This window comes from Bradyrhizobium sp. 160 (genome assembly GCF_023073735.1).
Lineage (GTDB): Bacteria > Pseudomonadota > Alphaproteobacteria > Rhizobiales > Xanthobacteraceae > Bradyrhizobium.
Window position 1 is genome coordinate 335,615 of record NZ_JADPKD010000034.1, and the last position, 25,178, is coordinate 360,792.

General features: G+C 64.0%; 26 protein-coding genes and 2 pseudogenes. 9 read left to right on the forward strand and 19 right to left on the reverse strand.

Features of this window, described 5'->3' with window-relative positions; all coding sequences use genetic code 11:
* Positions 1-120 precede the first annotated feature (120 nt).
* Positions 121-525 carry a GFA family protein gene (locus IVA98_RS15410; protein ID WP_247301258.1) on the forward strand — a complete coding sequence of 135 codons (405 nt, stop codon included), beginning with the start codon at positions 121-123 and terminating at the stop codon, positions 523-525.
* A 66-nt stretch (positions 526-591) separates the two neighbouring features.
* On the opposite strand, the pseudogene IVA98_RS15415 reads toward IVA98_RS15410, so the two are convergent.
* Both IVA98_RS15415 and IVA98_RS15420 read right to left on the reverse strand, forming a co-directional pair.
* A pseudogene (locus IVA98_RS15415) lies at positions 592-1,091 on the reverse strand (heme-binding protein).
* A 28-nt stretch (positions 1,092-1,119) separates the two neighbouring features.
* Positions 1,120-1,713, reverse strand: coding sequence for a hypothetical protein (locus tag IVA98_RS15420; protein WP_247275874.1), 594 nt, complete (start codon positions 1,711-1,713; stop codon positions 1,120-1,122).
* Between IVA98_RS15420 and IVA98_RS15425 the strand changes: the two genes are divergently transcribed.
* Positions 1,712-1,978, forward strand: a complete 267-nt coding sequence (locus tag IVA98_RS15425) for a hypothetical protein (RefSeq protein ID WP_247301259.1) — start codon at positions 1,712-1,714, stop codon at positions 1,976-1,978. The two genes, IVA98_RS15420 and IVA98_RS15425, sit on opposite strands and share 2 nt — an antisense overlap.
* Positions 1,979-2,050: 72 nt before the next feature.
* Here IVA98_RS15425 and IVA98_RS15430 read toward each other — a convergent pair whose 3' ends face one another.
* The 4 genes from IVA98_RS15430 to IVA98_RS15445 all read right to left on the reverse strand — a co-directional run bounded on the left by IVA98_RS15430 (position 2,051) and on the right by IVA98_RS15445 (position 5,037).
* Complete coding sequence (locus tag IVA98_RS15430; protein ID WP_247301260.1) at positions 2,051-2,797, reverse strand: sulfite exporter TauE/SafE family protein; 747 nt, start codon at positions 2,795-2,797, stop codon at positions 2,051-2,053.
* A 555-nt stretch (positions 2,798-3,352) separates the two neighbouring features.
* On the reverse strand, positions 3,353-3,670 hold the full coding sequence (locus tag IVA98_RS15435) for a hypothetical protein (RefSeq protein ID WP_247301261.1): 318 nt from the start codon (positions 3,668-3,670) through the stop codon (positions 3,353-3,355).
* 208 nt (positions 3,671-3,878) lie between these two features.
* A complete protein-coding gene (locus IVA98_RS15440) occupies positions 3,879-4,766 on the reverse strand; it encodes a DUF1259 domain-containing protein (RefSeq protein WP_247301262.1) in 888 nt (295 codons plus the stop codon).
* Between the two features lie 40 nt (positions 4,767-4,806).
* On the reverse strand, positions 4,807-5,037 hold the full coding sequence (locus IVA98_RS15445; RefSeq protein WP_247275878.1) for a hypothetical protein: 231 nt from the start codon (positions 5,035-5,037) through the stop codon (positions 4,807-4,809).
* Between the two features lie 441 nt (positions 5,038-5,478).
* On the opposite strand from IVA98_RS15445, the gene IVA98_RS15450 reads away from it, so the two are divergent.
* Positions 5,479-6,555: a Cj0069 family protein gene (locus IVA98_RS15450; protein ID WP_247301263.1), complete on the forward strand. Its 1,077-nt coding sequence runs from the start codon at positions 5,479-5,481 to the stop codon at positions 6,553-6,555.
* Positions 6,556-6,773: 218 nt separating this feature from the next.
* Positions 6,774-7,175 (forward strand): arsenate reductase (glutaredoxin), encoded by a 402-nt coding sequence (gene arsC / locus IVA98_RS15455; RefSeq protein ID WP_247301264.1) that lies wholly within the window; start codon positions 6,774-6,776, stop codon positions 7,173-7,175.
* A gap of 36 nt (positions 7,176-7,211) precedes the next feature.
* On the opposite strand, the gene IVA98_RS15460 is transcribed toward arsC, so the two are convergent.
* The 6 genes from IVA98_RS15460 to IVA98_RS15485 all read right to left on the reverse strand — a co-directional run bounded on the left by IVA98_RS15460 (position 7,212) and on the right by IVA98_RS15485 (position 13,257).
* The gene (locus IVA98_RS15460) at positions 7,212-7,976 is read right to left on the reverse strand and encodes a hypothetical protein (RefSeq protein WP_247301265.1); all 765 of its coding nucleotides are present in this window, start codon (positions 7,974-7,976) and stop codon (positions 7,212-7,214) included.
* A 2-nt stretch (positions 7,977-7,978) separates the two neighbouring features.
* Positions 7,979-8,176 carry a hypothetical protein gene (locus IVA98_RS15465; RefSeq protein ID WP_247301266.1) on the reverse strand — a complete coding sequence of 66 codons (198 nt, stop codon included), beginning with the start codon at positions 8,174-8,176 and terminating at the stop codon, positions 7,979-7,981.
* Positions 8,173-8,601: a hypothetical protein gene (locus IVA98_RS15470; protein ID WP_247301267.1), complete on the reverse strand. Its 429-nt coding sequence runs from the start codon at positions 8,599-8,601 to the stop codon at positions 8,173-8,175. Before IVA98_RS15470 ends, IVA98_RS15465 begins: the two co-directional genes overlap by 4 nt.
* Before the next feature lie 41 nt (positions 8,602-8,642).
* Complete coding sequence (locus IVA98_RS15475; protein WP_247301268.1) at positions 8,643-12,056, reverse strand: CHAT domain-containing protein; 3,414 nt, start codon at positions 12,054-12,056, stop codon at positions 8,643-8,645.
* Positions 12,057-12,292: 236 nt separating this feature from the next.
* The gene (locus IVA98_RS15480) at positions 12,293-13,054 is read right to left on the reverse strand and encodes a hypothetical protein (RefSeq protein WP_247301269.1); all 762 of its coding nucleotides are present in this window, start codon (positions 13,052-13,054) and stop codon (positions 12,293-12,295) included.
* Positions 13,055-13,068: 14 nt separating this feature from the next.
* The gene (locus tag IVA98_RS15485) at positions 13,069-13,257 is read right to left on the reverse strand and encodes a hypothetical protein (protein WP_247301270.1); all 189 of its coding nucleotides are present in this window, start codon (positions 13,255-13,257) and stop codon (positions 13,069-13,071) included.
* Between the two features lie 254 nt (positions 13,258-13,511).
* Between IVA98_RS15485 and IVA98_RS15490 the strand changes: the two genes are divergently transcribed.
* Positions 13,512-14,489 (forward strand): DUF2336 domain-containing protein, encoded by a 978-nt coding sequence (locus IVA98_RS15490; protein WP_247301271.1) that lies wholly within the window; start codon positions 13,512-13,514, stop codon positions 14,487-14,489.
* Here IVA98_RS15490 and IVA98_RS15495 read toward each other — a convergent pair whose 3' ends face one another.
* Genes IVA98_RS15495 through IVA98_RS15505 form a run of 3 tightly spaced genes read right to left on the reverse strand, consistent with a single transcriptional unit; the run spans position 14,490 to position 17,439 of the window.
* Positions 14,490-14,834, reverse strand: a complete 345-nt coding sequence (locus IVA98_RS15495; protein ID WP_247301408.1) for a DUF1491 family protein — start codon at positions 14,832-14,834, stop codon at positions 14,490-14,492.
* Positions 14,835-14,891: 57 nt separating this feature from the next.
* Complete coding sequence (locus IVA98_RS15500) at positions 14,892-15,593, reverse strand: peptidoglycan-binding domain-containing protein (protein WP_247301272.1); 702 nt, start codon at positions 15,591-15,593, stop codon at positions 14,892-14,894.
* On the reverse strand, positions 15,586-17,439 hold the full coding sequence (locus IVA98_RS15505; protein WP_247301273.1) for a sensor histidine kinase: 1,854 nt from the start codon (positions 17,437-17,439) through the stop codon (positions 15,586-15,588). The genes IVA98_RS15500 and IVA98_RS15505 overlap by 8 nt, the downstream gene beginning before the upstream one ends.
* Before the next feature lie 409 nt (positions 17,440-17,848).
* Here IVA98_RS15505 and IVA98_RS15510 point away from each other — a divergent pair, with 409 nt between their 5' ends.
* A complete protein-coding gene (locus tag IVA98_RS15510) occupies positions 17,849-18,283 on the forward strand; it encodes a DUF5330 domain-containing protein (protein WP_247301274.1) in 435 nt (144 codons plus the stop codon).
* An 86-nt stretch (positions 18,284-18,369) separates the two neighbouring features.
* The gene (locus IVA98_RS15515) at positions 18,370-18,798 is read left to right on the forward strand and encodes a SufE family protein (RefSeq protein ID WP_247301275.1); all 429 of its coding nucleotides are present in this window, start codon (positions 18,370-18,372) and stop codon (positions 18,796-18,798) included.
* Positions 18,799-18,803: 5 nt separating this feature from the next.
* Here the strand turns inward: IVA98_RS15515 and IVA98_RS15520 are convergent, their stop codons facing one another.
* Together IVA98_RS15520 and IVA98_RS15525 are read right to left on the reverse strand one after the other, a co-directional pair.
* Positions 18,804-19,220 (reverse strand): Ros/MucR family transcriptional regulator, encoded by a 417-nt coding sequence (locus IVA98_RS15520; RefSeq protein ID WP_247301276.1) that lies wholly within the window; start codon positions 19,218-19,220, stop codon positions 18,804-18,806.
* A gap of 147 nt (positions 19,221-19,367) precedes the next feature.
* Complete coding sequence (locus IVA98_RS15525) at positions 19,368-20,237, reverse strand: DUF308 domain-containing protein (RefSeq protein ID WP_247301277.1); 870 nt, start codon at positions 20,235-20,237, stop codon at positions 19,368-19,370.
* Between the two features lie 312 nt (positions 20,238-20,549).
* On the opposite strand from IVA98_RS15525, the gene IVA98_RS15530 reads away from it, so the two are divergent.
* Positions 20,550-22,199 (forward strand): ArnT family glycosyltransferase, encoded by a 1,650-nt coding sequence (locus tag IVA98_RS15530; protein ID WP_247301278.1) that lies wholly within the window; start codon positions 20,550-20,552, stop codon positions 22,197-22,199.
* Positions 22,200-22,383: 184 nt separating this feature from the next.
* Positions 22,384-23,163 carry a class II aldolase/adducin family protein gene (locus tag IVA98_RS15535; protein WP_247333454.1) on the forward strand — a complete coding sequence of 260 codons (780 nt, stop codon included), beginning with the start codon at positions 22,384-22,386 and terminating at the stop codon, positions 23,161-23,163.
* A 234-nt stretch (positions 23,164-23,397) separates the two neighbouring features.
* Here IVA98_RS15535 and IVA98_RS15540 read toward each other — a convergent pair whose 3' ends face one another.
* The gene (locus IVA98_RS15540; protein WP_247301280.1) at positions 23,398-24,792 is read right to left on the reverse strand and encodes a M20/M25/M40 family metallo-hydrolase; all 1,395 of its coding nucleotides are present in this window, start codon (positions 24,790-24,792) and stop codon (positions 23,398-23,400) included.
* Between the two features lie 23 nt (positions 24,793-24,815).
* Positions 24,816-25,016: pseudogene (locus tag IVA98_RS15545) on the reverse strand (hypothetical protein); the annotation flags it as partial.
* Positions 25,017-25,178: the final 162 nt, after the last annotated feature.

The following is a 25,178-nucleotide window of genomic DNA, read 5'->3' on the forward strand; positions in this document are numbered from 1 at the left end:
GCTGCGATGGCGGGAGATGTCAGGCGACAGTAGGACGCAAGCGAAAATCGATTGCGCCCGTTGAAGCAGCACGTTTCCAGCGCTATCGATCTGCAAAACTGCGTCAAGCGGGAGGAACGCATGAGCACCATCACCGGCGGCTGTCACTGCGGCGCAATCCGTTATCAGATCGAGGGCGAAGCAATCGTGCACGCGCTGTGCCACTGCCGCGATTGCCGGCTTCACGCCGGCGCTCCGCTCGTCGGCTGGACGATGTATGCGGAGGATGCGGTCAAGGTGACCAAGGGCGAGCCCAAGGTGTACCGGTCTTCGGAACATGCTCGGCGGCGCTTCTGCGGTGACTGCGGAACTGGCCTGTTCTACGTCAACGCCAACATGCCTGGGATCATCGACGTCCAGAGTGCGACCTACGATAATCCCGATGCCGTGCCGGCCACGATCCACATCCAGGTCGCCGAGCGTCTGCGCTGGATGGAGCGTGCACACGAGCTGCCGACGTTCGATCGGTTTCCTCCGCAGCCGTAGCGACAACCCCGGTCCGGCTTCGCGCCAACGTTTAAGGGCATTCCAGCCGCGAGCTTGATCCGCGCCTCAAAACTCCAGCTTGTCACGGATGGCTTCGATTCCGGCTTTCGCGCACGCTTCGTCCGCGTCGCCGCCCGGAGCGCCGGACACGCCGACCGCTCCGACCAGAGAGCCGCCTGCTTCGACGATCAGCCCGCCTCCGATGATGACTGTTCCGGGCAGATTTCGAATGCCCGCCTGCATCATGCCGGGTTGGCTGATCGCATTCAGATCGGTCGTACTGGTCTTGAACGACGCAGCTGTCCACGCTTTGCCGATGCCGTTATTGGCGTGTGGGGACCTGCAAAGCGGTCGCGCAGCATCACTTGCGTCAGACCGGAGCGATCGACGACAGCGACGGCAACCTGGTAGCCACGGGTGCGGCAGCTGTCCAACGCGGCACGCGCGAGATCGAGCGCCAGCTCCGGACTGAGCGATTTGTAGGCAACCAGGGCTTCTTGCGCCTGCATTGGACTGATGCACGCGATCAGCAGGGCGGTCGCGACCGACAGACATCGAGCGTTCATGGCTAAGTCCGGCGAGGTTGGGCAGATGCTATTTGACCTCACCATATGCCAGATCATCGAACAGGGTCACGCTATCCGCCTTGGTCCACAGGCCGATCATGCCGGCGTTCGTAATCGTGGCGTCCTCCACCTCGAATAACGGCTTTCCATCAAAGGTCACCTTGAATCGATGTCCCGCGAAGTCGCAACGCAACGCGTGCCATTGCCCGGACGCCACCGGCGTGCGAACGCCATATCCGCCCTTGCGACCGACAATCTCCAGCGACGTTCGAATGCCATTGATTGTCTTGTAAAGCACGACATTGTCCTCCAGTGCGTTGGCCCGCACGACGTAGTAATTGTCGGCATCCTTGGCGCGCCAGATGATTCCCGCGGCGCGATCCTCGGACCCGGTAACCGCCTTGAACTTCACTTCAACAAAACCGTCGCGGATGGTGGTACCACTCTTGATGGCCACCGGAAAAGTCGCCCGTCCGGATTGCTTGAGGACGTTCGGCTTGCTTGGCGCCGTGGGCTCGGCCTCGACAGTCCATTTCGATTCTCCCTGACCGGTCTTCGTTAAAGTCCATCCTTCCGGCGGCATTCCGGCCGGAACGTTGTCAAAATTCAGGGTCTCGGCCATGGCGTTCCCTCCCAATAACCAAATCAGCATGGATGCAAGAGCAAGCCACGCCCATGCGGAAGGTCGCGACGGAAAGTTTGTGGCGGTGCCTATCATCAATTGTCCTATCATCAACTTTTCGGGCCATGGGATCGGCGTGCGGCTTGCCTCGGCTCATCTGCAGTCATCGTTCGCCGGAGAATACCAGAAGGCGATCACCTCCAGGCAGTCGGGCGCCGTGTGCGCAATGAAGACGCCGCGCGTCTTCGGATCGACGGCGGCGTGATCGAAATCGCTGTTCAGGCCATTCGGGACCGGGATGAAGCCCAAGCTCTTCAGTGGCATGAAGCCCTCATGGTCAGCGGGAGGAAAACGGCAGTGTCGACGCGATCAGCGAGAGCCCGGCGATCAGCAGCAATGCCAGCACAGCCTTGCGAAAGGTCTCGTCATCGATCGTTCCGAACAGCTTGAATCCGGACCAAAGGCCGGCGACCATGAAGGGAACGCCGAGTGCGTACATCATCAGTGTTTCCTTGGTGATCGTGCCGGCCGCCGCCTGGGACAGAGAGATGACCACGAAGGCGACGAACAGCACCGGCTGAAAGACGGCCCGCTGCACATCCTTCGGCCAACCTCGCCACTGGCAGGATATCGTGGAGATGACGCCGCCGAGTCCTGTCAGCCCGCCAAGCATCCCGTTTGAGATGCCGATCGCGATATCGGCGCCGGTCCCGATCTTCATCGGCGCGAACACCGGCCGTGTGAGGCCATATATCGAGTAGACCAGCAACAATAATCCGACGCCGAACCTCAGATAGACGGGATCGAGATAGGCGAGAATTCCAACGCCCATCGGAATGCCGATGACGGTTCCTAGCGCGAGCGGCCATGCTTTGCGCAGATCCAGCACATGTCGCAGCTTGTACATGCCGTAGCCCTGGGTGAGCAGACCGTATCCAGCGATCAGAGTGGCGGTCTGTATCGGCGTGATGATGTGCAGCCAGACGCCGGAAACCACCAGACCCATCGCAAAGCCCGAGAAGCCGCTGACGAAACCGCCGACGAGGGCGGCAAGAGCAAAGACAGTGAAGACAAGAACATCCATATGACCGTCCCCGGAACGAGGTGGCGAGCGCTTGGATGGGAATCCATCTCACGGGGAGCTCGCGGTACCCCCGAAATCATAAGGTGTTATGTCAGACGCTTCTCCCGCTTACCTCCCGTCCTCGCGATATGCTGCAAGATGCCGGCGAGCACATAGCTGCTGGCCTTGGCGCCATAATCGACGTGACAGGTGCTCGTACATGTTGAGCGCCAGAATCGGCGTTCCGCCGGCGAGGCTGTCAGGGACCCGACGCCCACTGATTGACGAGCCTGCGATCGCGCGGCGACCGGCCGACCGCGAGGTCCTGACGCGCGAGAGGAATAGAAGGGCTTGGAGATGGATAGGCAAACGGCAGACATGCAGCGTCCTTCGAAAAAGGGACGCGATTCTTGGGCATGTCGCCTCACGGGGAGATCGCTTCCCCGTACCCGCAACTATTGCGCAGCGGGCGGATTTGTCAAATGCCCTCCGCACTCCGCTCTGACCAGCGGATGGATATTTCAACTGACTCGTAGACAACCAGCGCTTGCGAGCGTCCGGAGGTTGGCTGTCGATTCACCGCCGTTCAGGATCGTCAGGATGAGCTCGCCAATCTCGACCCACGGTTTGATGCTCCTGCCCGGATGACTCAGCTCGACCCGCGCGTTCGCCTTCGCTGCCGCCTTGCGCTTTCCAATCACGGCCAATCTGAACGTCTTCAGCATCCTTTCTGTCCTGCTCGCGGGCCTGCTCGGCCTGCCCGGGCGTTTGATCCGGTTGCACTGGAACGGCGGCCGGACCCGACTGCGTCGGGGCCTTCTCCACTTCGGCGGCAAGTGAGGGGCCGACAGCGCAGGACAGCAGAACTGCCGTGATCATCGCAAGAACACGCATGGTTTCCTCCTCTGTTCGATGAACGGTAACAACCGGTCCGCACATGAGTTCAGAAAGGATCGCAGCGCTTGGCGCTGCACGGCGGGGCAAGGCACGACAAGTGCCTTGCTCCACGCCCATGCATTGGACCAGCGCTTTGGATGACTTGGACTCGGTCAGCACGCGACTGGCTCGACGAAGACCACCGTGCGCAGCCCCCTCCCTGGCGTCAGCTCTTCGTGCTGGCGGTCTTGTCGAGCGCCGCGCGCAAGCCCTCTGCAAGTTTGACGGCATCGTCGTTGGCCCAGAAATGCATGAAGAAGAGCCTCGGCTGCTCGTCCAGCATGTGGCTGTGCAGCGCCGTCACCTCGATGCCATGCGTCCGCAGCGCCGCGAGGACCGGGTTCACCTCGTCGCCGGTCAGGACGAAATCGCCTGTGATGGCCGCCTTGCCGCCGCCGGTCGGCTGAAAGTTAATGGCTATCGCAACGCCCATCGCGCCGACCGGAGTCAGCGGCATGCCGTCCTCCGTGATCGGGTCGCGCCGCTTCACGTTGAACTGGTAGACGCCGCCATTGCCCTGCCCCTTGACGCCGATGATCTGGTCGAGCTTCGCCGTGTCGAGCTCGATGGCAGGCGGCGCGTTTCCCGGCGCCGCCACCGTCAGCGGCGTCTTGCTTTCGGCAAGCCCATCATGGATGGCCGAGGCCAGTTTGACTGGATCTCCGTGTCCGGCGATGTGCATGTAGAATGTGGCCGGGCTCGCGCGAAGCAGATGATTGTGTACGGCGGTGATCTCGAGACCGCTCGCAATCATCTTCGCCATGACGGGATTGACCTCGGTCTCGAGCAGCACGAGGTCGCCCATGACCATGGCGCCGCCATGCGCCGGCTTGAACGCGACCCAGCCGCCAAGCGCCAGCGCCGGCTTGATGGTTACGCCGTCGAGCGTCACCGTGAGATCGGTGCGAGGAAAGCCGTAGCGATGGACATCGTCCGTAACAGTGGGCTTGCGGCCCAGCGTCTCATCAACCTTCTGCCAGTCGACATTCTGGGCGTGAGCCGCCACCATGAAGCAGGTGCCGATGAGCATCAGAACCGGGATTGTCTTTCTCATTGAACTGCTCCCTCAAGCTTGGATTTCGTCCGCCAGTGCCTCACTTCTGCTCCTTGATCTGGCCGCCACTATCGACCACGAGCCGCACTTGCTTGCCGTTCTTGACGGCCTTTGCGGTCGTGCCCTCGGCGGTCGACTTGACGTCGCTGACCTGCGAATAGCCGGCAGCCTGGATTTTGGCGATGAATTCCTCCTGTGTTAGAGCGTGTGCGCTCGACAGCCCTGACGCGAACGCGAGAAACAGGGCGGCATGAAGGATGCGTGTACACATGGTCTTTCTCTCCTGGTGAACTCCCTGCCCCAGGTTAGATCGGCTTGCGACGTGGCGCCCGGATGATCCCGGGAGACGCAACACGATGCGGCCATCGATGCGCTTCGGCGTGCGCACGATGAACCAAGAATTGTTCGGATGAGATCGGGTAATCATGACATGCGGCGCCCTTGGTGATCAGGACGCGATGCTTGGGCATGTCGCCTCACGGGGAGATCGCATGTCCCCGTTGCAGCGAGTAAAAGCCTCGACGGACGAGCTGTCAACGCGCGCATGCCCGCGGCCGGTCAAGAAATGTTCAACGTTCCGACGGAACCGAGCGAACCGGGGTCTTGAAACATGAGAACCATCTCACGTAGATTACCTGCGTGGGGATGAAGCAGACTCCCCGTGAGACTCCGGTCCAAGCTCTGCGCAGCACGCAATTCGTGGAGCTTGCGCATGGACACCGAGGAACACCCCACTTCCCGCAACACCGTAGCCATCCTCTCGCGCGGCGATGCTGCCGCGCGCCGGGAGGCGACGGCGCAAAACAGCCGCTTCGTCCGCGTCTTCGAAGCACTCGCCGCTCTCGGCATCGAAGCCCAACCGGTGATCTACGACGAAAGCTTCGCCGATGCGGTGCGCGACCAGTTGCTCGCTGCCGACGGCGTGCTCGTCTGGATCGATCCGATCCATCAAGGCAAAACCCGCGCCGAGCTCGACGACCTGCTCCGCGACGTTGCAGCGCAAGGTACATGGGTGAGCGCACATCCCGACGTGATCCTGAAGATGGGCGTCAAAGAGGTGCTCTACCGGACGCGTCACCTGGGCTGGGGCACCGACACGCACCGCTATGATACCGCCGCGGCCTTCCGCGCCGAATTTCCATCGCGCCTGCGGGCAAGCGGCCCGCGCGTGCTGAAGCAAAATCGCGGCAATGGCGGCCAAGGCGTTTGGAAGGTCGAAGCACTTCCGGACACGGACGCCATGGTCCGGGTGCTCCATGCCCAACGTGGCAGCTTGCCCGAGGACACCCAGCTCGATGCCCTCATCGCGCGCTGCGAGCAATATTTCGGCTGGGGTGGCTGCATCATTGACCAGGCATTCCAACCTCGTCTGCCCGAGGGGATGATCCGCTGCTATATGAGCGGCGCCAGGGTCGCAGGCTTTGGGCATCAATTGATCAAGGCCTTGATCCCGCCGCCGCAGCGAAGCCCGGATGCTGCTGAGGCGCAACCGGGACCGCGAATCATGCACGGGCCTGATGCGCCGCCGTTCCAGTCGTTGCGAAGATCGATGGAGCACGAATGGACCCCGCAGATGATGGAGACGCTCGGCATCGATGAATCTTCGCTACCGGTGATCTGGGATGCGGACTTCCTGTACGGGCCCCGCGATGCGTCGGGGGCCGACACATACGTTCTGTGCGAGATCAACGCGAGTTCCTGCTTTGCCATCCCCGACGAGGCGCCGGCAGCGATCGCGCGAACAGTCAGGCACCGCTTGCTGCGGACTCAGGAGGTGCGCTGCGGCTGACAGAAACTCTCGGGACCAATAGGAGTGCGCCGGCCTCGTCCGCCATCCGGCCGTGGCGGTCGCGCGACCCTGGAAAACACCTTTCGGGCCTCCGCCCCGCTGACCCGCCCCGCTTCATCCTTGGGGAGCCTTGTGGCGCGTTTGCAGATATGCTGCTGATGACTTAGCTGCTCGGACACTCGCTCGGCCAGTCCAATCCCTGTTGCGGAGGCAACCCGATGACCGTCACGATCTATCATAACCCGGCTTGCGGTACCTCGCGCAATACGCTTGCGATGATCCGGCAGAGTGGCGTCGAACCTGTCGTCATCGAATATCTGAAGACGCCGCCATCCCGCGAAACGCTGGTCGAGCTCATCAAAGGCTTGGGGATCTCCGCTCGCGCACTGCTGCGGGAGAAAGGCACGCCCTTTCACGACCTCGGCCTCGATGACCCAAAATGGTCCGATGACGAGCTGATCGACCAGATGCTCGCGCATCCCATCCTGATCAACCGTCCGATCGTGGTGACGCCAAAGGGCACACGACTGTGCCGTCCCTCGGAAGCCGTGATCGATCTCCTGGAGAATCCCGTCGGCCGGTTCGTGAAGGAGGACGGCAAGGTGGTGGAATCGCGATAGGCAGGTGCTGCTCTCGCCGGCCGCCCGTCCGCAAGGCTATCCAAGCAGCCCCTTCAAGCCGGCGTAGATCGAGCCGACCGCGGTTGCAGCGACACCGGCCAGCGGTCCGGCGGTCTGCATGAGGTCCTGGATCAAGCGGGCGCGGCGGCGCAGTTGTTCCTCGCCGACATGTTGCCCCAGCAGGCGCGCCACGCGGAAGGCGAACGCGTTCGGTTTGCCCCCGTGCGACAGCACACGCGGCAAGACCTGGAAGATCACGACGCTCAAGATATTGCCGGAGACGAAGGCCAGCAGGATGCTCGCGCCATATTCGAACACTTCCCGCCACTCGATCCAGATCGTCGGCAGGATCGGGACGTGATCGTGGATCCCGGTCACCGTCAGCATCGCGAAGATGCTGACGCAAGCCGTCAGGAACCCCAGCACAAACGCCGTCAGGGCGAAAACCCGATGCAGTGGATAGGCCACGAATCCGAACAGCAGCGGTATGGCGATCGATGCGATCCGAAGCGGGATCGGGGACACGTTGAAGGTGATGGTCACGAGCACATGCGCGATCACCAGCAGCAGGGACGGAATGGCGACATAGAGCACCGCATGCGTTCCGTAATAGCGCAGCGGATTGTTATAGCGCTCGAGGCGGACATTGACACGATCGAGATCGCGCCTGATCTTGTCCAGATCGGCAACAATTTCGTCAATCTCGACAAGCGTCGGCCGCACGACGCGCAAGTCCCGCGAGCAATGCTTGCACGCGATGGCTTCGTCCTTGATCGTCTCGGCGCAAAACGGACATTCCATCGCTAGCGCGACTTCCTTCGCCTCATGATGGCCTCGACCTCGTCTCTGGCCTGCCGCAGTTCATCGCGCAGCTCCTCGCGCTTGCGCAGGAGATCGTCGCGCTCGGCGATCAGCGTGGCGGGAACGGCGATGTCGCGCCCACAGGACGCACAAACCAGCGCACCCTCTGCAGTCCCGGACCGGCAGTAGGGGCACATCATTTGGGTGCGACCTTCAGCGTAAAGATGGTCGTGCCCGGCCGACCATCACTGTCCTTGATATCGACGCGCACCGTGTATTCGCCCGGCGGCAGTTCCGCATCCTGCATGTTGATGCCGTCGGGCTGGACGAAGGGCTTGACCCGCGGGGTCAAGTCGACATTCGGCGTCCGGAGGAAGATCACCCTGACCGATTCCGGATCAATCTTTGCCCCGCCATAGGACTGAAACTTCAATACCAGTCGCAGAGGTGAACTCGCCGAGTCGCCCGGCGAGACGAACTCGACTTTGGGGCCGCGCATGATGCCGCGCTGATCGACGGCAACCGCGCCCTTCGGCGGCGGCAGCTTCGCTTCCTCTTCCGTGATCAATGGCGTGGCGCGCGTTGGTCCGGAGAACAGCAAACCTGCGGCCATGAGGCCCAGCAAGACATTCCGCTCCATTGTCCGTGCACCCCTTCCCCGGTTGGTCAACGCAAGCCGCCATCGCCGATGATGGTGTACGGCGCCCAGAACAGCGGATGCGCATAGGTGAACTCGGTCTTGCCCTCGTTGTTGAGATAGCCGGGACCATCGATGAGAGCCATCGTCGCCTGGCGCAGCGCCTCGCTGCGCGACAGCTTGGGATCATCGGCCTGCCGCTTGAACAAGTCTGTCACCAATTGCCGTGCCGACTGCGAATGCACCGACCAGTTCGTCACCAGCAGCGCCCGCGTTCCGGCGTAGAAGAACGCGCGCCCGAGCCCGGATGCCGCCTCGGCCCCTGCGCCAGCGCCGGCGCCGGTGTTACAGGCTGACAGGACGACCCAGTCCGCGTCCAGCTTGAGACCGAGGATCTCCTCCATGGTCAAGAGCCCGTCGCCGCCCTCGCCCGTCACCGCCGGTGACGACAACGCGAGCGCCGGTTGCGTCAATCCGTTCAGCTCGCCCGGGACCAGACCGTGGGTGGCAAAGGCCAGGATTCTGAAGCCGGACAGATTCATCGTCTTCACGGCGCTCTCGGTCGCGCTCTTGCCAAGGAACAGCACCTTCGAGGGGTCCGCCTGCAGCGCCAGCGCGATCGATTTCAGCTCGTCCGCGGTATCGGGCAGACGAGGCAACAGACCGAGCTCGGCGCTGTCGACGCCCTCGAGCTTGGGACTGTTGCGTCGCTTCAGCGGCCCGCCGCGCGTGATGTTGCCGCTGGCGTCGGCGACCTGAATCTTATGCCCGCCTTCCGCTTCGGCCTGCTGATCGCTGTTGAAATAGGGATCCCCGAAGGCCACGAGGTCGCCGCGGCCGGGCTTGCCCGGCGGCAGCTGCCGCAGTGTGCGCAACGCCGCCGCCGACGGCACCGTCGACACGGCATGGGTTCGCGCCAGCCAAGGCACGTTGCGATAACCGATGAAGAGCGGGTCCTCATCCGCAGCCACCTCTGCCGGTGCCGTCGGCAACAACGCCAGCGGCAACAGTCCCAGCGCGCCATTGGTCACGACGATCAGGTTCCTGGCCGGCTTCCAGCCGCTCTCGACCGGCTTGAGCAGCAGCTCGTACAGTTCATGGCCGAGCTTGAGATCGAAGGGCGGAATGTCCGAGATCATCGCGGCCTGCGGCTCGAGCGCTTCGCGCAGCTTGCGGATCTTCGTTTCGATGTCGCCGATCCTGGCCTGGACGGCCGCGAACGCGACCGGCCCCGACTTCGGCACGGCCCAGACGAAGCTGCCGTTCTGGCCGAAATAGAACGACAGCATGGCCTCGTCGTCGGCCAGCGTCGCACGGATTTCGGCAACGCTCGGCGGCTTGGGCGAGACGAGATCGGCGTAAGTCGGAAACTTCTGCTTGATCTCCTGGCGCGCCTTGTCGCGCTGGCCGCGCAAGGCGGCGATCGCGGCCTGGATTTGCGCAACGCCCTTCTCGTCGCGCTCCGCCGCGGGGAGCGCGAGCACGTTGTTGAGCGTGCCGAGCTGGGCATTGACCTGCTTGGTCAGGTCCTGCTCCTTGCGCACGAGCTCGGCGAGCGCGGGATCCTTTGCCGCCGCGCGCGCGCTCGATGCCGCCAGCGCCTGCTGCACCGAGCGACCACGGACGGCGTCGGCGAGGCTGAACGTCTCTTCGCCGACGTCCTTGCCGGCTCCTTCCGCCCTGCCGAGCAGCAGCATATAGCTCTCGACGATGGTCTGCAGCCGCTGACTCCGCGCAGCCACCACGGTCGTGTTCTCGTCATCGGCATTTTCGTTGGCGCTTGCCATCATGACCGGAATGGCAGCCTTGAACTCCCTGATGGCATCGGCATCGCGCCGAGCGCGCATCAATCCGACCGCCAGCGTGCCACGCGCCGAAGCCGCGTCGAAATGATTTTCCCCGACCCGGGCGATCTGCTTCTTCACGAGCTGCTCGGCGGCGGCAATGCCTGCGTCGAGCTGCCCGGAACCATAGAGCGACAGGATCCGGGCCGGATTGAGCTCGAACACCTGGCGGCGCTGCGGCTCCCAGCCGGCCACAGCCTTGTCGATCCGAGCAAACATCGCGCTTGCTTCGGCGTTGTTGCGCCGAAGCGTCAATATGCCGGCGAGCTGTGACAGCAGCTGCACCGTCGCGTGCGAATCCTCCGGCACACCCACGGTCTTGTTGATGTCGAGGGCAACACGGCCGAGCTTCTCCGCCTCCTCGTAACGGCCCTGATCGACCAGAATGCCCGCCAGCGCCATCACGAAACGCGGCGTCACGGGATTGTACTTGCCGGTATCCTTCAGGCGCGAGAGCAGCGCGCGGCGCGCGTCCACCTCGGCCTCGGCGAGCCTGCCCTGCTTCGCCTTCATGCGCGCCTGGTTCAACACGGTGCCGTCGATCGCCTGCAGCAGAAGGGTCTCGGCCGGTGGATTGTCCGATTCCATGATGGCCTTCGTGCTTGCGCGCTTGCGAAGCTCTGCCGTGCGATAGGCAGCCTCGGCTTCGGCAAACTGTCCGCGTGCCTCGAAGATCAAGGCGCGAGCGAGCTCCAGCTCGCCTTCCCAGCTCTGGCCAAATCGAGCATAGGCGGATCGCCAATTGGGATGACCGCTGGTGCGGGCCTCCTGTATCGCGGTCTGGGTGCGGCGAAGATAGGCCTCCGCTTGCGCGACGTCTCCCATCTGAATGAGAACGGATGCGATCGCGCGGTTCGTATTGAACTGCATTCCCTTAGCGCCCGGCATGCTGGCCGATTCGCGCAGAAGCCTTTGCATGATCTCGAGCGAGCGTTTCGGATCGCCTGCGAGAGCGTGCTGCAGGGACTGGAGCTGCATCATCCGCCCCAGCAAATGAGGACTGACGGCGCCGCGCCCAACCTCCACGGCCTTGTCGGCGTCGGTGATGGCTTCGCCGAGGCGGCCGAGCTGCGCGCGCGCGTTGGCGCGATCGAAATAGAACTGCGCCAGATCCTGACGGGATTCCTTCCCGCTCGGTGCGGCATCGGCATCCGACTTCAGTTCGGCGATCATCTTCTCGTCGGGCTTGTCGCCGTCGAGGATCGCCGTGATGTCGGCGATGCTGCGCGGCGGCGCAACGAAGTCCTTCGGAAGCGCGGCGCCTTGCTCGAGCTTGGGCGCCGCTTCCTTCGGAATCTCGACTGCAACATTGGCGCGGCCATTGGCGGCATTCAGCGCCGCTTGCACACAGGCCCGGACCTGAGGCGTGGCCTTGGCGCGGCAAGCTTCCAGATTGGCGCCCCCGGCGGGGCCTCCTCCTGCGCGCATGCACCCCTGTACGATCGGTCGGCCGACGGTCATCCGGCAATTCTCGATCGCCGCCTCCTTGGTCAGCGCGGCTGCGGAGCCTGTCGATCCAAGCAGAATGGCAAGTGCCAGCAGGTGGTGTGGTGAAATGTCCAGACGGCTCTTAAACGGACGCGTGGCGTCTAAGCTCATCTTGAAGGACCTTTGGGTAAAATGACTTGAAGAAACGAGATAATCCTATCCAGACGGCTCGGAAGGACAAGCACAATCAATGCGGTTCCCGATGCCCAAGAGCGTTAGCGGGCTACCGCCGGCGTGAGGTCCCAAAGATCGCGCACGACAGGCGGCTCCACCTCGTCGCGCCGATTGGCCGCGAGGTAAGATGGCCGCTCTCGACAGGCAGCGAGCTTACGCGGCGAGCTTGTACGTCAGCCCTTCGAGACGAGCGCGCGGCCGTAGGGCGGCTGCGCTGCGACCGGCGGGTTGGCGGTCTGGGCGGCGAGTTCGCCGATCAGGCGGTCGGCGTCGGCGGCCATGCCGTCGGGGGCCTGGATCACCAGTCGCTCCAGCGCCCAGCGGTAGGATGAAACCCGCTGCTCAAGACATTGCTGCACCCACTGCACGATCAGCGAGTTCTCCTGCATGCGCGCGACCGCGTCGTCCTTCTCCCTCGGCGAGAGCGCGGAGACGCGTGCCATGCTGGCATCGCGCTTCCTGTCGAGATCGATGACGCGGATCGCGCTGGCGAAGAACGGCTCGAAGCGCGTGATGTCGTTGCGCACGTCCTCGATCAGCTGCGCATAGCGCGAGGAATGCGAGCGGTGCGGCTCGTCGATCAGCGTGCGCCCGTACATGGTGCGGTCGAACACGATCTTCTGCCGCCAGGGCGATGGCAGCGGCTTGTAGTCGCCGAACACGCTCTTCCAGGCGGGGCGCGACAACGGCGGCTCGATCATGGGATAGGCGAGGTCGCGAAGCTGGCGTTCTTCGTCGGTGAGCTGGAATTGCGAGGGCTTCAGGCCGACGCTGGAGGTGACCTCCGCACCTAACCAGCGATGCATGTCGTCGCTGCGCATGTCGGCGCGGGTGCGGCCGAAATCGCCGCCGCTACAGGCGCCGAGCGTCGCGCCGAGCAGCGCGAGCAGGAGGGCCGATACGAAAGGCCGGATCTGGCGGATGGTGTCCGGCATTGCAAAGCCGGACGTCAGCGGCGGCGACGACGGCGCCCCGGCGCTGTGCCCTGCTCTGGCCCGCGATCGCCGCTGGTTTCGTCCGCAACGCGCTCGATACGGACCACCGGGAGAATCAGAACCGTTCCCGTTTCCGTGTGCGGTGTGGCATCCCCCGACGAGCCTGCCCGGCGACCGGCCGGAAATTCGATGATCGTCCCCATATCCAGCTCTCTATCAATTGCCGTGCGACCAAACCGCTCATGCAACATGCATTCATTAAGATCAGTTCATGGTTAACGGGATGTAAACGCGCTTTCCGGACCGTAACCGCACGGGCCCTGCCGCGGCGTCCCGTTGCGGCACGACAATGCCTTAAATTGCCGGGCCGGCTTCACGCCTCATTTTCCTTAACGAGGTTTTAAAAGACCTGCGATAGGCTCGTGACAAGTGTCTCTCCCGAGTTGCGTACGCCTCAATGACCAAGTCGCTGTTTCCCGGATTCGACGGGCTGATGACCCTCTCCCGTCGCGAAGGCGTCGACATCCGTCCGACGCTGCTGCGCGTGCTGACCGACCTCTATGTCCAGACACGCGTCCACAGCGATGACGAACAGCGGCAATTCGTCGAGCTCGCCACACGTTTGATCGACCAGGTCGACGAGGCGACGCGCGCCGCCGTCAAGGCGCGGCTCGCGGTCTATCCATCGACGCCGGTCCCGATCCTCCAGAAGCTCGGACTGGTCGCCGCCCAGGAAGGCCGCAGGGTTCCGCTGGCGCGAGAGATTGCGACGCCGCCGCCGGCACCCGCCCCGGTCCGCACGCCCACCGAGGCCGAGCAGCGCTTGGCCTCGAACATGGCGATGCAGCCGAAGGATGCCGCCGAGATCCACGACATGTTCTTCGGCGCCGGCGCCTCCGAGCGCGCGCTGATCCTGCACAATCTGGCGCAGACCCCGCTCAAGGCGGCGCCGCGGATTCCGACCGTGCGCGCCAAGCGCGCGATCCAGATCCTGGAGATGGCGGCGATCGCGGGTGACATCGAGAACTTCACCCTCGAGCTCGGCGACAGCCTGATCCTGCCCTCGCGCGTCGCGGCCCAGATCGTCGATGATGCCGGCGGCGAAGCGCTCGCGGTCGCCGCGCGCGCACTCGACATGCCGAGCCCGGTCTTCCAGCGCATCCTCTTGTTCTTCAAGCCGGAGATCGGGACCTCCGTGAACGACGTGTACCGGCTGTCGCGGCTCTATGACCGGCTCGGCGAACGCTCGGCGCTGGTGATGCTGGCGGCCTGGCGCGGCTCGACGCTCGCCGTCACCCGCGCAAAGTACCAGTCCTCGCTGCATGACGGCGAGCGCCAGCGCGCACGTACAGGCGCAAGCCAGACGCGGCCCGGCGTGCAGCCGGGCACGAGCCCGACGGTGCGCACCCGCACCGGCGGATCGTCCGATCGCTGATCAGGTCCGCGCCAGCTCCAGAAAATGCCGGCCCGCGCGGTCCTCGGTCTCGACGATCCAGGCGTCCGGATCGAAGCGAATTTCCTTGGTCAGCCGTTCCTCGATGGTGTGTTCCGGCAAAGGCTGCGGCGCGACCGGCACGAAGAAGCGGTCGACGGGGCGGCCGTCGTCATAGACGGTCTGCGGCGCCGGGGCGTACAGCATCGCATGGCCGTCGAGCAGCGATACTTTCACGAACACCGCGCCCGCCTCCTCGGCGCCGCGGCGACGCACCGCGCCGAATACGCCCTCGGTTTGGCAGCGACGCAAATAGGCGGCCACCCATATGTTGGATTTCAAACGCATGAGTCGAACGATAAGCCAGCGCTGCAAGCAGCACCAGCCTCCGTGCAGGCGCCAAGACTATTCGACGGGATGGCCGATCGCGGCCGCGAGCTCACGCAGCAGCCGGTCCGACACCTGACCGGTGACCTGCATCTTGTGCTCGCGCTCGAATTTCTGGATCGCGGACTGGGTCTCGCCGCTCATCGTGCCCGTGATCTTCAGATTGCCGTAGCCATATTCGGACAGCGCGCGCTGCACGCCGGCGATACGTCGCGCGGCCGGGCTCTGCACCGGGATCGGCGCCGGCGGGCGCACGACCGAGGGCGACGTCGAAGTCGTGGCCTTGACCAGATTGGTCATCGGATCGTTCGAGCGCGTCGAGGCGGTCGCCTCGACGGGCTTTTCGGGAGCCTTCTCGGCGACGCGCTCGACAGGTTTGGGCTCGGTGCGAAACTCCGTCGCGCGCGGCTCGAGCGGCGAAGTGTCGGCGCCAACGGGGCGCGGACGCGGCAAGGGGTTCGACAGTGACACGGACGACGGCGCGGGAAGATTGATCACCGTGCCGAACATCGGCGCGGGGTGCCGGCCGGTCTGGAGGAACAGCGCATTGGCGACGATCGCACCGATCGCGGCGGCGGCGACGAGGCCGGCCAGCGTATCCTTGGGGCTGTGCAGCAGCACGCGCATGACGAGGTTGCGCTCGGTCTCGACATCGATGACCGCGGCCTTGGCACCACGACGGCGCGGAGCAGCTTCGTCCTTTGCAGACTTCTTAGGCACTTTTCTTCACCAGCGCAGGTTGGTCGTGAGATTCTTCGTGAAGTTGGTCGTGGGGTTCCTGGCGCAACACCGGCGTCAGCGTCGCGATCTTGCTCTCCGCCGGCTTGACCTGCGGCGGCGTGTAGACGAGCGGCAGCTTGACGGTGACGGTGGTGCCCTCGCCTAACCTGCTTTGTACCGTCAATTCACCGAGATGCAACGCTATGAGGCTCTTCACGATCGAAAGTCCGAGGCCAGTGCCTTCGTGGCGGCGCTGATAGGTCTTGCCGGCCTGGAAGAACGGTGCGCCGATGCGCTTGAGATCGTCGGGCGCAATGCCGACGCCGGTGTCACTGATGCGCAGCGCAAGCTGCGCGCCCGACACTTCCGCCGTCACGGTGACCTGACCGCCGCGCTCGGTGAACTTGATGGCATTGGCGACGAGGTTGAGCACGATCTGCTTGAAGGCCCTGGGATCACCGGTCATGACGGGCAGATCCTGCGGCGCATCGGTGATGAGGTCGATGCCGTTCTCCCGCGCCTTCAGCGCCAGCAAATTGCAGCAATGCAGCAGCGCTGCGCGCGGCGCGAACGGCTCCGACGCAATCTCGAAATTGCCCGATTCCATCTTGGACATGTCCAGGATGCCATTGACGAGCGACAGCAGATGCTGGCCGGAATCGTTGATGAGCTGGGCGTATTCCTTGCGCTGGGCCGCACCCAGCATCAAGGTCTGCTCCTGCGCGATCATCTCGGAGAAGCCGATGATGGCGTTGAGCGGCGTGCGTAATTCGTGGCTCATGGTGGCGAGAAAGCGCGTCTTGGCAGCATCGGCCGCCTCGGCGGCGCTGCGGGCCTGATCTAGCGCCTGCTGGGAAAGCTTGCGATCGGTGACGTCGCGCATCACGGTAACGACTTCGGCCTTGCCCGTGACGTCATGAGCCCTGTCCTGTTCGAGCGGGCGGCAGCGCATCTCGACCCAAATGAAGTCGGTCTGGCCGCGCTCGGAGCCAGCAGGCTCCCGCCGCAACCGGAACTCGACGCTGCACACGTCACCGCGCGCCGCATCCGATAACGCAGTGAGATAGGCCGGACGGTCGGCGACGTGTACGCGGTCGAACAGGCCGTGGCCGAGCAGTTGCGTGACGGGCATGCCGAGCATGGCCTCCACCGCCGGCGAGATGAACTCGACCGCGCCGTTGCGCTGGTGCCGCGAGATGACGTCGCTCATGTTGCGCGCGAGCAGACGATAGCGCTCTTCCTCGCGCGATAGCAGCGCAACGCTGGTGCGCGCGAGCGATTCCGCGCCGAAGGCGAGGCCGGCGGCATAGAGTGTCGCCGAGGCGACGCCGAGCGCCATTAGCACGCCGCGCGCCGCAGCGCCCGGCTCCTCGACCGGCAGCCAGCCGAACTGGCTGACGAGGATCAGGATCCCGGCACAGGACAGCGCGAGCAGCGATGCGAAGGCCACAACGCGGCGCGAGGCCGACAGCGCGGCTTCGAGCGGAATCACGACCAGCCAGATCGCGGCGAAAGATTCGATGCCGCCGGTGGTGGCCGCCACCGCCATGATCAGGCTGGCAAGCGCCAGCGACGAGAGCACGTGTGCGCCCTCATAGCGGCCGGTGCGCGACAGGAACCAGGACAACAGGATCGGCGCGATCAGCCAGGCAAAGGCGGTGACCTCGATCGCGCTCGGCGCGCCGCGCAGAAAGAGATAGATCGGGAATGCGGCGAAGGCGGCCAGGCTGCCGAGCAGCCGCGGCGCCATGAAGGCACGATGGCGCGCTCGCGTCAGCGCATCGTAACGCGCGGAGGGATGCAGCAGTGCATCGAGACAATCGCGGATGGTACTCAAAACTGTCACGGGTCTCGCGCTTCGGCTCAATCGTCTGAGAAGACGTGCCGGAACGCCTCCTTGTCGTTGAGCCACCGTGTCAGAGCGACCTTAAACGAGTGCTAAGGCGGCGTGGCATGCGGCCGGACACCGCGTCATCGCGCGGCTTTTTAGATGATTTGGCGGCGTCTTCGCTGCGGATGGTGAACACGGGGTTTCACATCCCTCGGCATGGTTTCGAATTGGTGGATGCGGGGGGCCAGCAGAACCATGGGCGCGGGCGTCAATTGAAAATTTACGAGATGGTCGATCCCGCGAAGATTTTTGCGCAATTTTTTCGCGAATTAAGCTCAAGGCAATCACTTGCGATTTATCGAGCGTTGCTAGGTCCGATATCCGCGGAAATCGCCGCGGCAGGATCGAACGTACAGGTCGCAAGATGCGCTTTCTGCTCCGCATCACATTCTGGCTCGGGCTGGTGCTGGTGCTCCTGCCGCGGGACAAGACGCCCGAATCGGAGAAGCTGCCGCAGATCGGCGCCGCCGACGCCGTGCAGGCTGCGACCGCGGCGGTCTCCGACGTGACCCAGTTCTGCAAGCGTCAGCCGGCGGCCTGCGAGGTCGGCGGACAGGCCGCAACCATCATCGGCCAGCGCGCCCAGGACGGCGCGCGCAAGATCTACCAGATCATCAACGACAAGAAAGAGCAGAACACCAACGAGAAGAACGACAAGACCGACAAGAAGACGCCCGACCACACCGGCTCGATCGCGCTGGCCGGCGAAGGCGACATTGCTGCGAGCGAGGCGCCGCACGACACCCTGACCCAGGACGACCTCGCGCTGGAATGGCGCGGACCTGCCACGGCGAATTAGGCCTGCACCGTCAATTAGCGCCCAAACCCTATCGATTTCAGGGCTTCGCGTCCCTATATTGGCCTGAACGGGAACCATGGGCCAGCATGACGACGATCGACGAAATCAGGGACAATTTCGAGCTTCTCGACGAGTGGGACGACCGCTACCGGTACGTCATCGAGCTCGGCCGCACCCTGGAACCGATGCCGGAGGCGGAGCACTCTGCCGAGAACAAGGTGCAAGGCTGCGTCAGCCAGGTCTGGCTCCAGAAGCTGGTAGAGCGCAGCAATGGCGCGCCGGTCCTGAAATATCGCGGCGACAGTGACGCGCATATCGTGCGTGGTCTGGTCGCGATCGTGCTCGCGCTCTATTCAGGCCGGACACCGCAGGAGATCCTGGATACCGATGCGATTGCGGTGTTCAACGAGTTCGGCTTTCGCGATCATCTGACGCCGCAGCGGTCCAACGGACTGCGCTCGATGGTCGAGCGCATCAAGACCGACGCCAAAGAGGCGCTCGCGGAAGCTTCGTAAGAATTTTACTTCCGTTTCCGCTGCTGCTGTCCCAGCCCCATCTGTTTCGCCAGCTGCGAGCGGGCCACCGCATAGTTCGGCGCGACCATGGGATAGTCGGCCGGCAGGCCCCATTTCTCGCGATATTGTTCCGGAGTCATGTTGTACTGGGTGCGCAGATGGCGCTTCAGCGACTTGAAGCGCTTGCCATCTTCCAGGCACACCAGATAATCCGGCGCGATCGACTTCTTCAGCGACACCGCCGGCTTGGCCGGCTCGAGCGGCGCGGTCTCGGTGCGGCCTGACGAGACCCGCACCAAGGCGCCATGCACCTGGCTGATCAGGTTCGGGATCTCGGCCGCCGCCGTCGGATTGTTGCTGAGATAGGCCGACACGATGCTCGCGGTCAGCTCGATGAAATTCTTATTCCCAGCATCCGACATACGCCCACCCCTTCTCCACCTTGCGTCTCACGGGATTGACGACGTCAGAGTATTCCGTGTCAACAATACGTTCGGCTGAACCACAACGACTGACGACGACGGGCTGATTACTGGTGAACGGCGGCGCTTTACTTTCAAACAGCGGCCTCAGCCCCGCTGGTCGAGATGCGCGCGGAGCTCGTCGATGGAGGCAAAGCGCATCATGCCCTCCGGCATCTGCGCTTCGATCGAACCGTCGGAATAGAGCGAATAGGCCATGCCATCGACGACGCCGGATTTGAGCACGGTCACGGGCGTCTGCTCGGCCGCAGCCGCCGGCTCAGGTGAAGGCGCCGGCTCAGGTGCAGGGGGCGGGGGAGCGGCTTCCGCAAAGATCGAGGGCGAGCGCGGCGGCGGGCGGCGCGCGGTGACCGGCGGCTCCGGCGGGCGCATGCGTTCCGGCTTCGGCCAGGCATCCTCGAAACTGGCAGGCGGACCGTCCGGGGCTGCGGGCTCTTCATGAGACGGTTGCCGGCCCTCCGTGGGCTTTGCCTCCGCGCGCTCACGCTCCTTGCGCGAGGTCGAGGCGAACAACAGGTTGCGGCGGCGCGGCGCTTCCGGAGCCGCAGGAGGCGTTGGTGGCTCGGGCGCCTCGGCGCCTGGACGCTCGCGCAGGGCGGCTTCGCTCTGCCACGGCGGAGGGCCTGCGGCTGGTGGTGGCTCCGGCTCGGTCTTCGCAGGCGAGGCAAGCGCCGGCTCGGGCGCAGGCGCACCCGGCATTGCGAGACCCGGCAGCACGGGCCTGACCCGAACCTCGGACGATGCGGCTGATCCGGCGGCCAACCGGCGGGCGATGCGCCTCAGCTCAAGGAGCAGAAGATGCAGGCCGACCAGTAACATTCCGGTGCAGACGCCGATGGTTCCGGAGATTATGAGAGTGCTGCCGACGCTGAATTCCCTGACGGAGTAGCCGAACAGGATCGCAAGGAGGCCCGCCAGAACGGCGAATATCCCCACGATCAGCAATGCCAAGATCATCGAACTCACCCCCGACCGCGCATCCACGCGCGACGCTCGTCACGCCACGATACCGTCATCCGGTGTTCCACGCCAACGGCCAATTGTGGGCGGTGTTCCCAAAGGGAAGGAAATCAGAGACTTATTCACATTCCCTTCAGCTGCGGCTCACTACTGCTACCGGTACTCCAAGTTTCCGCATTTGCTGCGCCGCATTAGGAATTTAGCCATAATGCCCAATTACTTGGTAATGGAACTGCGCTATAGGGATCCCGGGGAGCAGGCCCGCGCGCGCCAGCAGGGTCCAGAGGGGATTCCGGGTCACCAATAGCCATGACATCCATCACGACTTCGGCGATCGACACGCCTCTGCGGCGCTCGGTCGAACGGACTTGCGACGATCTCGCCATGCTGGTGCTGGCTGCGGTCGCCGTCATTGCAGGCTTGACCTTCCGCGACTACGGGCTCGGCTGGGACGATTACACCCACGCTGAATATGCCGATCTGTTGCTGCGCATGTTCGGTTCCGGTTTCAGGGATACCGCAGCGCTGTCGTTCGCGAATCTATACATGTATGGCGGCGGCTTCGATATGATCGCCGCTCTCCTGCACAAGATCATTCCGCTCGAACTGTTCGAGACACGACGTCTGGTCGGTGCCATCGTCGGCGTGATCGGGCTTGCGGTGACGTGGCGGCTCGGGCGCCGCATCGGCGGGCCCCTCGCCGGTCTTGCCTCACTTTTGCTCCTCGCGCTCTGCCCGATCTTCTACGGCCACATGTTCATGAACCCGAAGGATGCGCCCTTCGCGGTGGCCATGATCATCCTGATGCTGGGCCTCGTCCGCCTCGCGGAGGAATATCCGCAGCCTTCGCCGCGCACGGTCTTGATCGTCGGCCTAGGTGCCGGCCTTTCGTTGGGCTGCCGCGTTCTCGGCGGTCTCGCGCTGGTCTACGCCATGCTTGGCTTCGTCCCGCTGTTCCTGGAGGAATTGCGCAGCGAGGGCTTGCGCGAGGCGGTCCGCCGCTTCGCCCACGTCGTCTATGTGCTGCTGCCTGGCCTTGCGTTCGGCTATCTCGTGATGGGCCTGATCTGGCCGTGGTCGATCATGGAGCCGGGCAATCCTTTCGAGGCGCTGACCTACTTCTCGCATTTCTTCGAGAAGCCGTGGAAGGAGATGTTCGACGGCGCGATCGTATCCGTGCCCGACATGCCCTGGTCCTATCTGCCGACGCTGTTCGCGCTGCAGCTGCCCGAGGTGATGCTGGTGCTGATGGGCGGCGCCGTCGTCAGCACCTTCGCCATGCTGCCGCGCCGCGAGGTTCCCGCGCGCCGCAAGACCATCCTCTTGATGCTGACGCTGGCCGCGACCCTGCCGCTCGCGATCGCGATGGTGAAGCGTCCCGCGCTGTACAACGGCATCCGCCATTTCGTCTTCGTGATCCCGCCGATGGCGGTGCTCGGCGGCGTCGCCTTCGGCTGGACTATGGAACGCCTGCGCGCCAATCACCGCACCTGGCAGCCGGTCGTGCTCGCCACCTTCTGCTTCGGTCTTGCGTTGTCGCTGGCCGAGATGATCCGGCTGCATCCCTATCAATACACGCACTTCAACCACATCGCCGGCACCGTGCGCGGCGCCGACGACCGCTTTATGCTCGATTATTGGGGCCTGGCGCTGAAGCAGGCCTCGGACGAGCTGCGCGAGCAGCTGATCGAGCGCCAGGAAGTGCCGCCCAGCAATCGCAAATGGAAGGTCGCGGTGTGCGGGCCGCAGCGACCGGCCCAGGTCGCGCTCGGCCCCGACTTCACAATCGGCTGGGATTCCAACGCGGCCGATTTCGCGATGACGCTGGGCGAATTCTACTGCAAGGGCCTCACCGCACCCGTCATGGTCGAGATCAAGCGCGACGACGTGGTGTTCGCCCGCGTCTACGATATCCGCGGCCGCAGCATTTCCAGCCTGCTGTCGATCCCGGCTCCATAATAATCTTCTCCCAACGCGAAGCCTGGATGAGCGAAGCGACATCCGGGGCCACTTTGGAGCTGCCCGCATATCGCTTCGCTCATGCGGGCAACGCTGAACTGCCGCGCGCTGGCCGCGCCTTGCTGCCCGCCTCACCCAAGACTAGGCTCCTTCCCCGCAACAACGATGTTCGGAGAGATCAGCCATGTCGCCAGCGGAAGCGCGCCTGAAGGAAGTGCCGTCGAACATGACGGAGGCCGAGTGGCAGCAACGGGTCAATCTCGCCGCCTGCTATCGCCTCGTCGCGTTGTACGGCTGGGACGATCTGGTCGACACGCACATCTCCGCGCGCGTGCCCGGCCCCGATCATCACTTCCTCATCAATCCCTACGGGCTGATGTTCGACGAGATCACGGCGTCGAGCCTCGTCAAAGTCGATCTGCATGGCAATCAGCTCTCCGAGAGCGAATACAGCATCAACCCCGCCGGCTTCACCATCCATTCGGCGATCCACGAGGTGCGCGAGGACGCGATCTGCGTGCTGCATCTCCACACGCTCGACGGCACCGCGGTGTCGAGCAGCGCCGAAGGCCTGTTGCCGCTGAACCAGACCGCCCAGCTCGTTACCCACGACCTCGCCTATCACGACTATGAAGGCATCGCGCTCGACCATGACGAGCGGCCGCGGCTGCAGAAGGACCTCGGCGACCACAACCACATGCTCCTGCGCAACCACGGCACGCTGACGGTCGGCCGCTCCGTCGCTTCCGCCTTCGAGCGCATGTACCACCTCGAGCGCGCCTGCTCGATGCAGGTGCGCACGCGCGCGCTGGGTACGCCGATCTATCCGGTCGACGACGTCGCGATCGAGAAGAACACCGAGCTGCTGTCGAACCGCGACCGCGCCGAGCTGCGCGCCACCAACCTCGTGTGGCCGCCGCTGCTACGCAAGCTCGACCGCGTCAATCCGGGCTATCGGACTTGAGATTTTCGGGATTTGGTGTAGGGTGGCGTTCAACGAACCTCTACGCCTTTTGGAATGAAACGCCGCCCAATTCCGGGCGGCGTTTTTATTTGGGGTAACTCGTCACGCCCGTCATTCCGGGGCGCGCGAAAAGCGCGAACTAAGGTGCGCAATTGCGCACCTGGGAATCTCGCGCAACAACCTCCAGATTCCGGGTTCGCCTCTTCGAGGCGCCCCGGAATGACCGCTACGCGGTCACTTCACCTCCGCCAGCGCGGCGAGGATCCTCGCCCAGGAACGGATACCCTTCTGGAAGCTGCGCAGATCGTACTTCTCGTTCGGCGAATGGATGTTGTCGTCGTCGAGGCCGAAGCCGACCAGCAGCGAATCGAGGCCGAGCGTGCGCTTGAAATCGGCGACGATCGGGATCGAGGCACCCGATCCCATCAGCACGGTCTCCTTGCCCCATTCCTCGGTCAGCGCTTTCTTGGCGGCGGCGAGCGGTTTCATATTCCAATCGAGCGCGACCGCGGGCGCGGCGGAATGGTCGCCGAACTCGACCTTGCAGTCGCCCGGAATGCGCGCGGTCACGTAGTCGCGGAACGCCTTGCGGATCTTTTGGGGGTCCTGCCCCTCGACCAGACGGAACGAAACCTTGGCCGACGCGTGCGACGGGATCACCGTCTTGGAGCCCTCGCCGATATAGCCGCCCCAAATGCCATTGACGTCGCAGGTCGGACGCGAGGAGGCCTGCTCGATCAGCAGCCGCCCCTTCTCGCCGGCGGGGATCGACAAGCCCACCGGCTTGAGGAACGTGTCCGGTGTGAATTCTAGCTTCTTCCACTGCGCCAAGATGTCAGGGGGCGTGTCCTTGATGCCGTCATAGAAGCCGGGAATGGTGATGCGGTTGTCGTCGTCGAACAGACTGCCCAGAATTTTCGTCAGCACCCGGATCGGGTTCATCGCGCTGCCGCCGAAGACGCCGGAATGCAGATCGCGATTGGCGGCAGTGATCTTCAGCTCCTCATAGAGCAGGCCGCGCAGCGATGTGGTGATCGCCGGCGTGTTGTGATCCCACATGCCGGTGTCGCAGACCAGCACGTAGTCGGCTTTGAACTCGTCCTTGTTGGCCTCGATGAAGGGCACGAAATTCTTCGAGCCGACCTCCTCCTCGCCTTCGATCAGGAAGGTGATGTCGACCGGCAGCGAGCCCGTCACCTTCATCCAGGCGCGGCAGGCCTCGACGAAGGTCATGACCTGGCCCTTGTCGTCCTCGGCGCCGCGCGCGACGATGATCTTGCGACCATCGGCATGGTCGGTGACGACGGGCTCGAACGGCGGACGGTTCCAGAGATCGAGCGGGTCGACCGGCTGCACATCGTAATGGCCGTAGAACAGCACGTGCGGCCGTCCGCCCGCCCTGGCCTTGCCGACGATGGCGGGATGTCCGGCGGTCGGCCTCACTTCAGTGGCAACACCGAGGCTTGCGATGTCCTTGGCGAGATGCTCGGCCGCGGCCTTGCAATCGGCGGCGAAGGCCGGATCCGCGGAGATCGACTTGATCCGCAACAACGAGAACAGACGCTCCAGGCTGTTATCGAAATCCTTGTCGATGTGGTCGAGCACGGATTGAAGCTGCGCATTGGCCATGGTCGTATTCCCGATTGTTGGTCTCAAGGTGTCTGCGCTTTTAGCGCTGGCGCGGCCTCGGGACCAGCCGCAACCGGCGGATGCCAGATGTGCCATGCGAGGCTGCCGGCAAGGATGGCGGTCGCAACGAGATTATTGCCCCAGGTCTGGATGACATTGGGAAACCACGGCAGCGATAGCAGCATGAGGATGCCGGCCGCGCCCAAAGCGAGCGAGGTTCCCAGCCACGTAGCAGACGGGCGGATGCTTGGAGAGCCCCTCACCGGAATTTGTGCGCTGTGATGGCCTCCCGATGGCCGCTAAACCTCCTGCAGCGTCATGGCCGGGCGTGCTGCCTAAGGCGCGACGAGATCGGGATGAATCGTCATCGCGCTTCAGGTTATTGT

Excerpts from the sequence above, each read along its gene's own strand:
- IVA98_RS15410 (WP_247301258.1), top strand. The coding sequence starts at position 121 with ATGAGCACCATCACCGGCGGCTGTCACTGCGGCGCAATCCGTTATCAG.
- IVA98_RS15425 (WP_247301259.1), top strand. The coding sequence starts at position 1,712 with ATGGCGTTCCCTCCCAATAACCAAATCAGCATGGATGCAAGAGCAAGC.
- IVA98_RS15420 (WP_247275874.1), bottom strand. The coding sequence starts at position 1,713 with ATGGCCGAGACCCTGAATTTTGACAACGTTCCGGCCGGAATGCCGCCG.
- IVA98_RS15430 (WP_247301260.1), bottom strand. The coding sequence starts at position 2,797 with ATGGATGTTCTTGTCTTCACTGTCTTTGCTCTTGCCGCCCTCGTCGGC.
- IVA98_RS15435 (WP_247301261.1), bottom strand. The coding sequence starts at position 3,670 with ATGCGTGTTCTTGCGATGATCACGGCAGTTCTGCTGTCCTGCGCTGTC.
- IVA98_RS15440 (WP_247301262.1), bottom strand. The coding sequence starts at position 4,766 with ATGAGAAAGACAATCCCGGTTCTGATGCTCATCGGCACCTGCTTCATG.
- IVA98_RS15445 (WP_247275878.1), bottom strand. The coding sequence starts at position 5,037 with ATGTGTACACGCATCCTTCATGCCGCCCTGTTTCTCGCGTTCGCGTCA.
- IVA98_RS15450 (WP_247301263.1), top strand. The coding sequence starts at position 5,479 with ATGGACACCGAGGAACACCCCACTTCCCGCAACACCGTAGCCATCCTC.
- arsC (WP_247301264.1), top strand. The coding sequence starts at position 6,774 with ATGACCGTCACGATCTATCATAACCCGGCTTGCGGTACCTCGCGCAAT.
- IVA98_RS15460 (WP_247301265.1), bottom strand. The coding sequence starts at position 7,976 with ATGGAATGTCCGTTTTGCGCCGAGACGATCAAGGACGAAGCCATCGCG.
- IVA98_RS15465 (WP_247301266.1), bottom strand. The coding sequence starts at position 8,176 with ATGATGTGCCCCTACTGCCGGTCCGGGACTGCAGAGGGTGCGCTGGTT.
- IVA98_RS15475 (WP_247301268.1), bottom strand. The coding sequence starts at position 12,056 with ATGAGCTTAGACGCCACGCGTCCGTTTAAGAGCCGTCTGGACATTTCA.
- IVA98_RS15480 (WP_247301269.1), bottom strand. The coding sequence starts at position 13,054 with ATGCCGGACACCATCCGCCAGATCCGGCCTTTCGTATCGGCCCTCCTG.
- IVA98_RS15485 (WP_247301270.1), bottom strand. The coding sequence starts at position 13,257 with ATGGGGACGATCATCGAATTTCCGGCCGGTCGCCGGGCAGGCTCGTCG.
- IVA98_RS15490 (WP_247301271.1), top strand. The coding sequence starts at position 13,512 with ATGACCAAGTCGCTGTTTCCCGGATTCGACGGGCTGATGACCCTCTCC.
- IVA98_RS15495 (WP_247301408.1), bottom strand. The coding sequence starts at position 14,834 with ATGCGTTTGAAATCCAACATATGGGTGGCCGCCTATTTGCGTCGCTGC.
- IVA98_RS15510 (WP_247301274.1), top strand. The coding sequence starts at position 17,849 with ATGCGCTTTCTGCTCCGCATCACATTCTGGCTCGGGCTGGTGCTGGTG.
- IVA98_RS15515 (WP_247301275.1), top strand. The coding sequence starts at position 18,370 with ATGACGACGATCGACGAAATCAGGGACAATTTCGAGCTTCTCGACGAG.
- IVA98_RS15520 (WP_247301276.1), bottom strand. The coding sequence starts at position 19,220 with ATGTCGGATGCTGGGAATAAGAATTTCATCGAGCTGACCGCGAGCATC.
- IVA98_RS15525 (WP_247301277.1), bottom strand. The coding sequence starts at position 20,237 with ATGATCTTGGCATTGCTGATCGTGGGGATATTCGCCGTTCTGGCGGGC.
- IVA98_RS15530 (WP_247301278.1), top strand. The coding sequence starts at position 20,550 with ATGACATCCATCACGACTTCGGCGATCGACACGCCTCTGCGGCGCTCG.
- IVA98_RS15535 (WP_247333454.1), top strand. The coding sequence starts at position 22,384 with ATGTCGCCAGCGGAAGCGCGCCTGAAGGAAGTGCCGTCGAACATGACG.
- IVA98_RS15540 (WP_247301280.1), bottom strand. The coding sequence starts at position 24,792 with ATGGCCAATGCGCAGCTTCAATCCGTGCTCGACCACATCGACAAGGAT.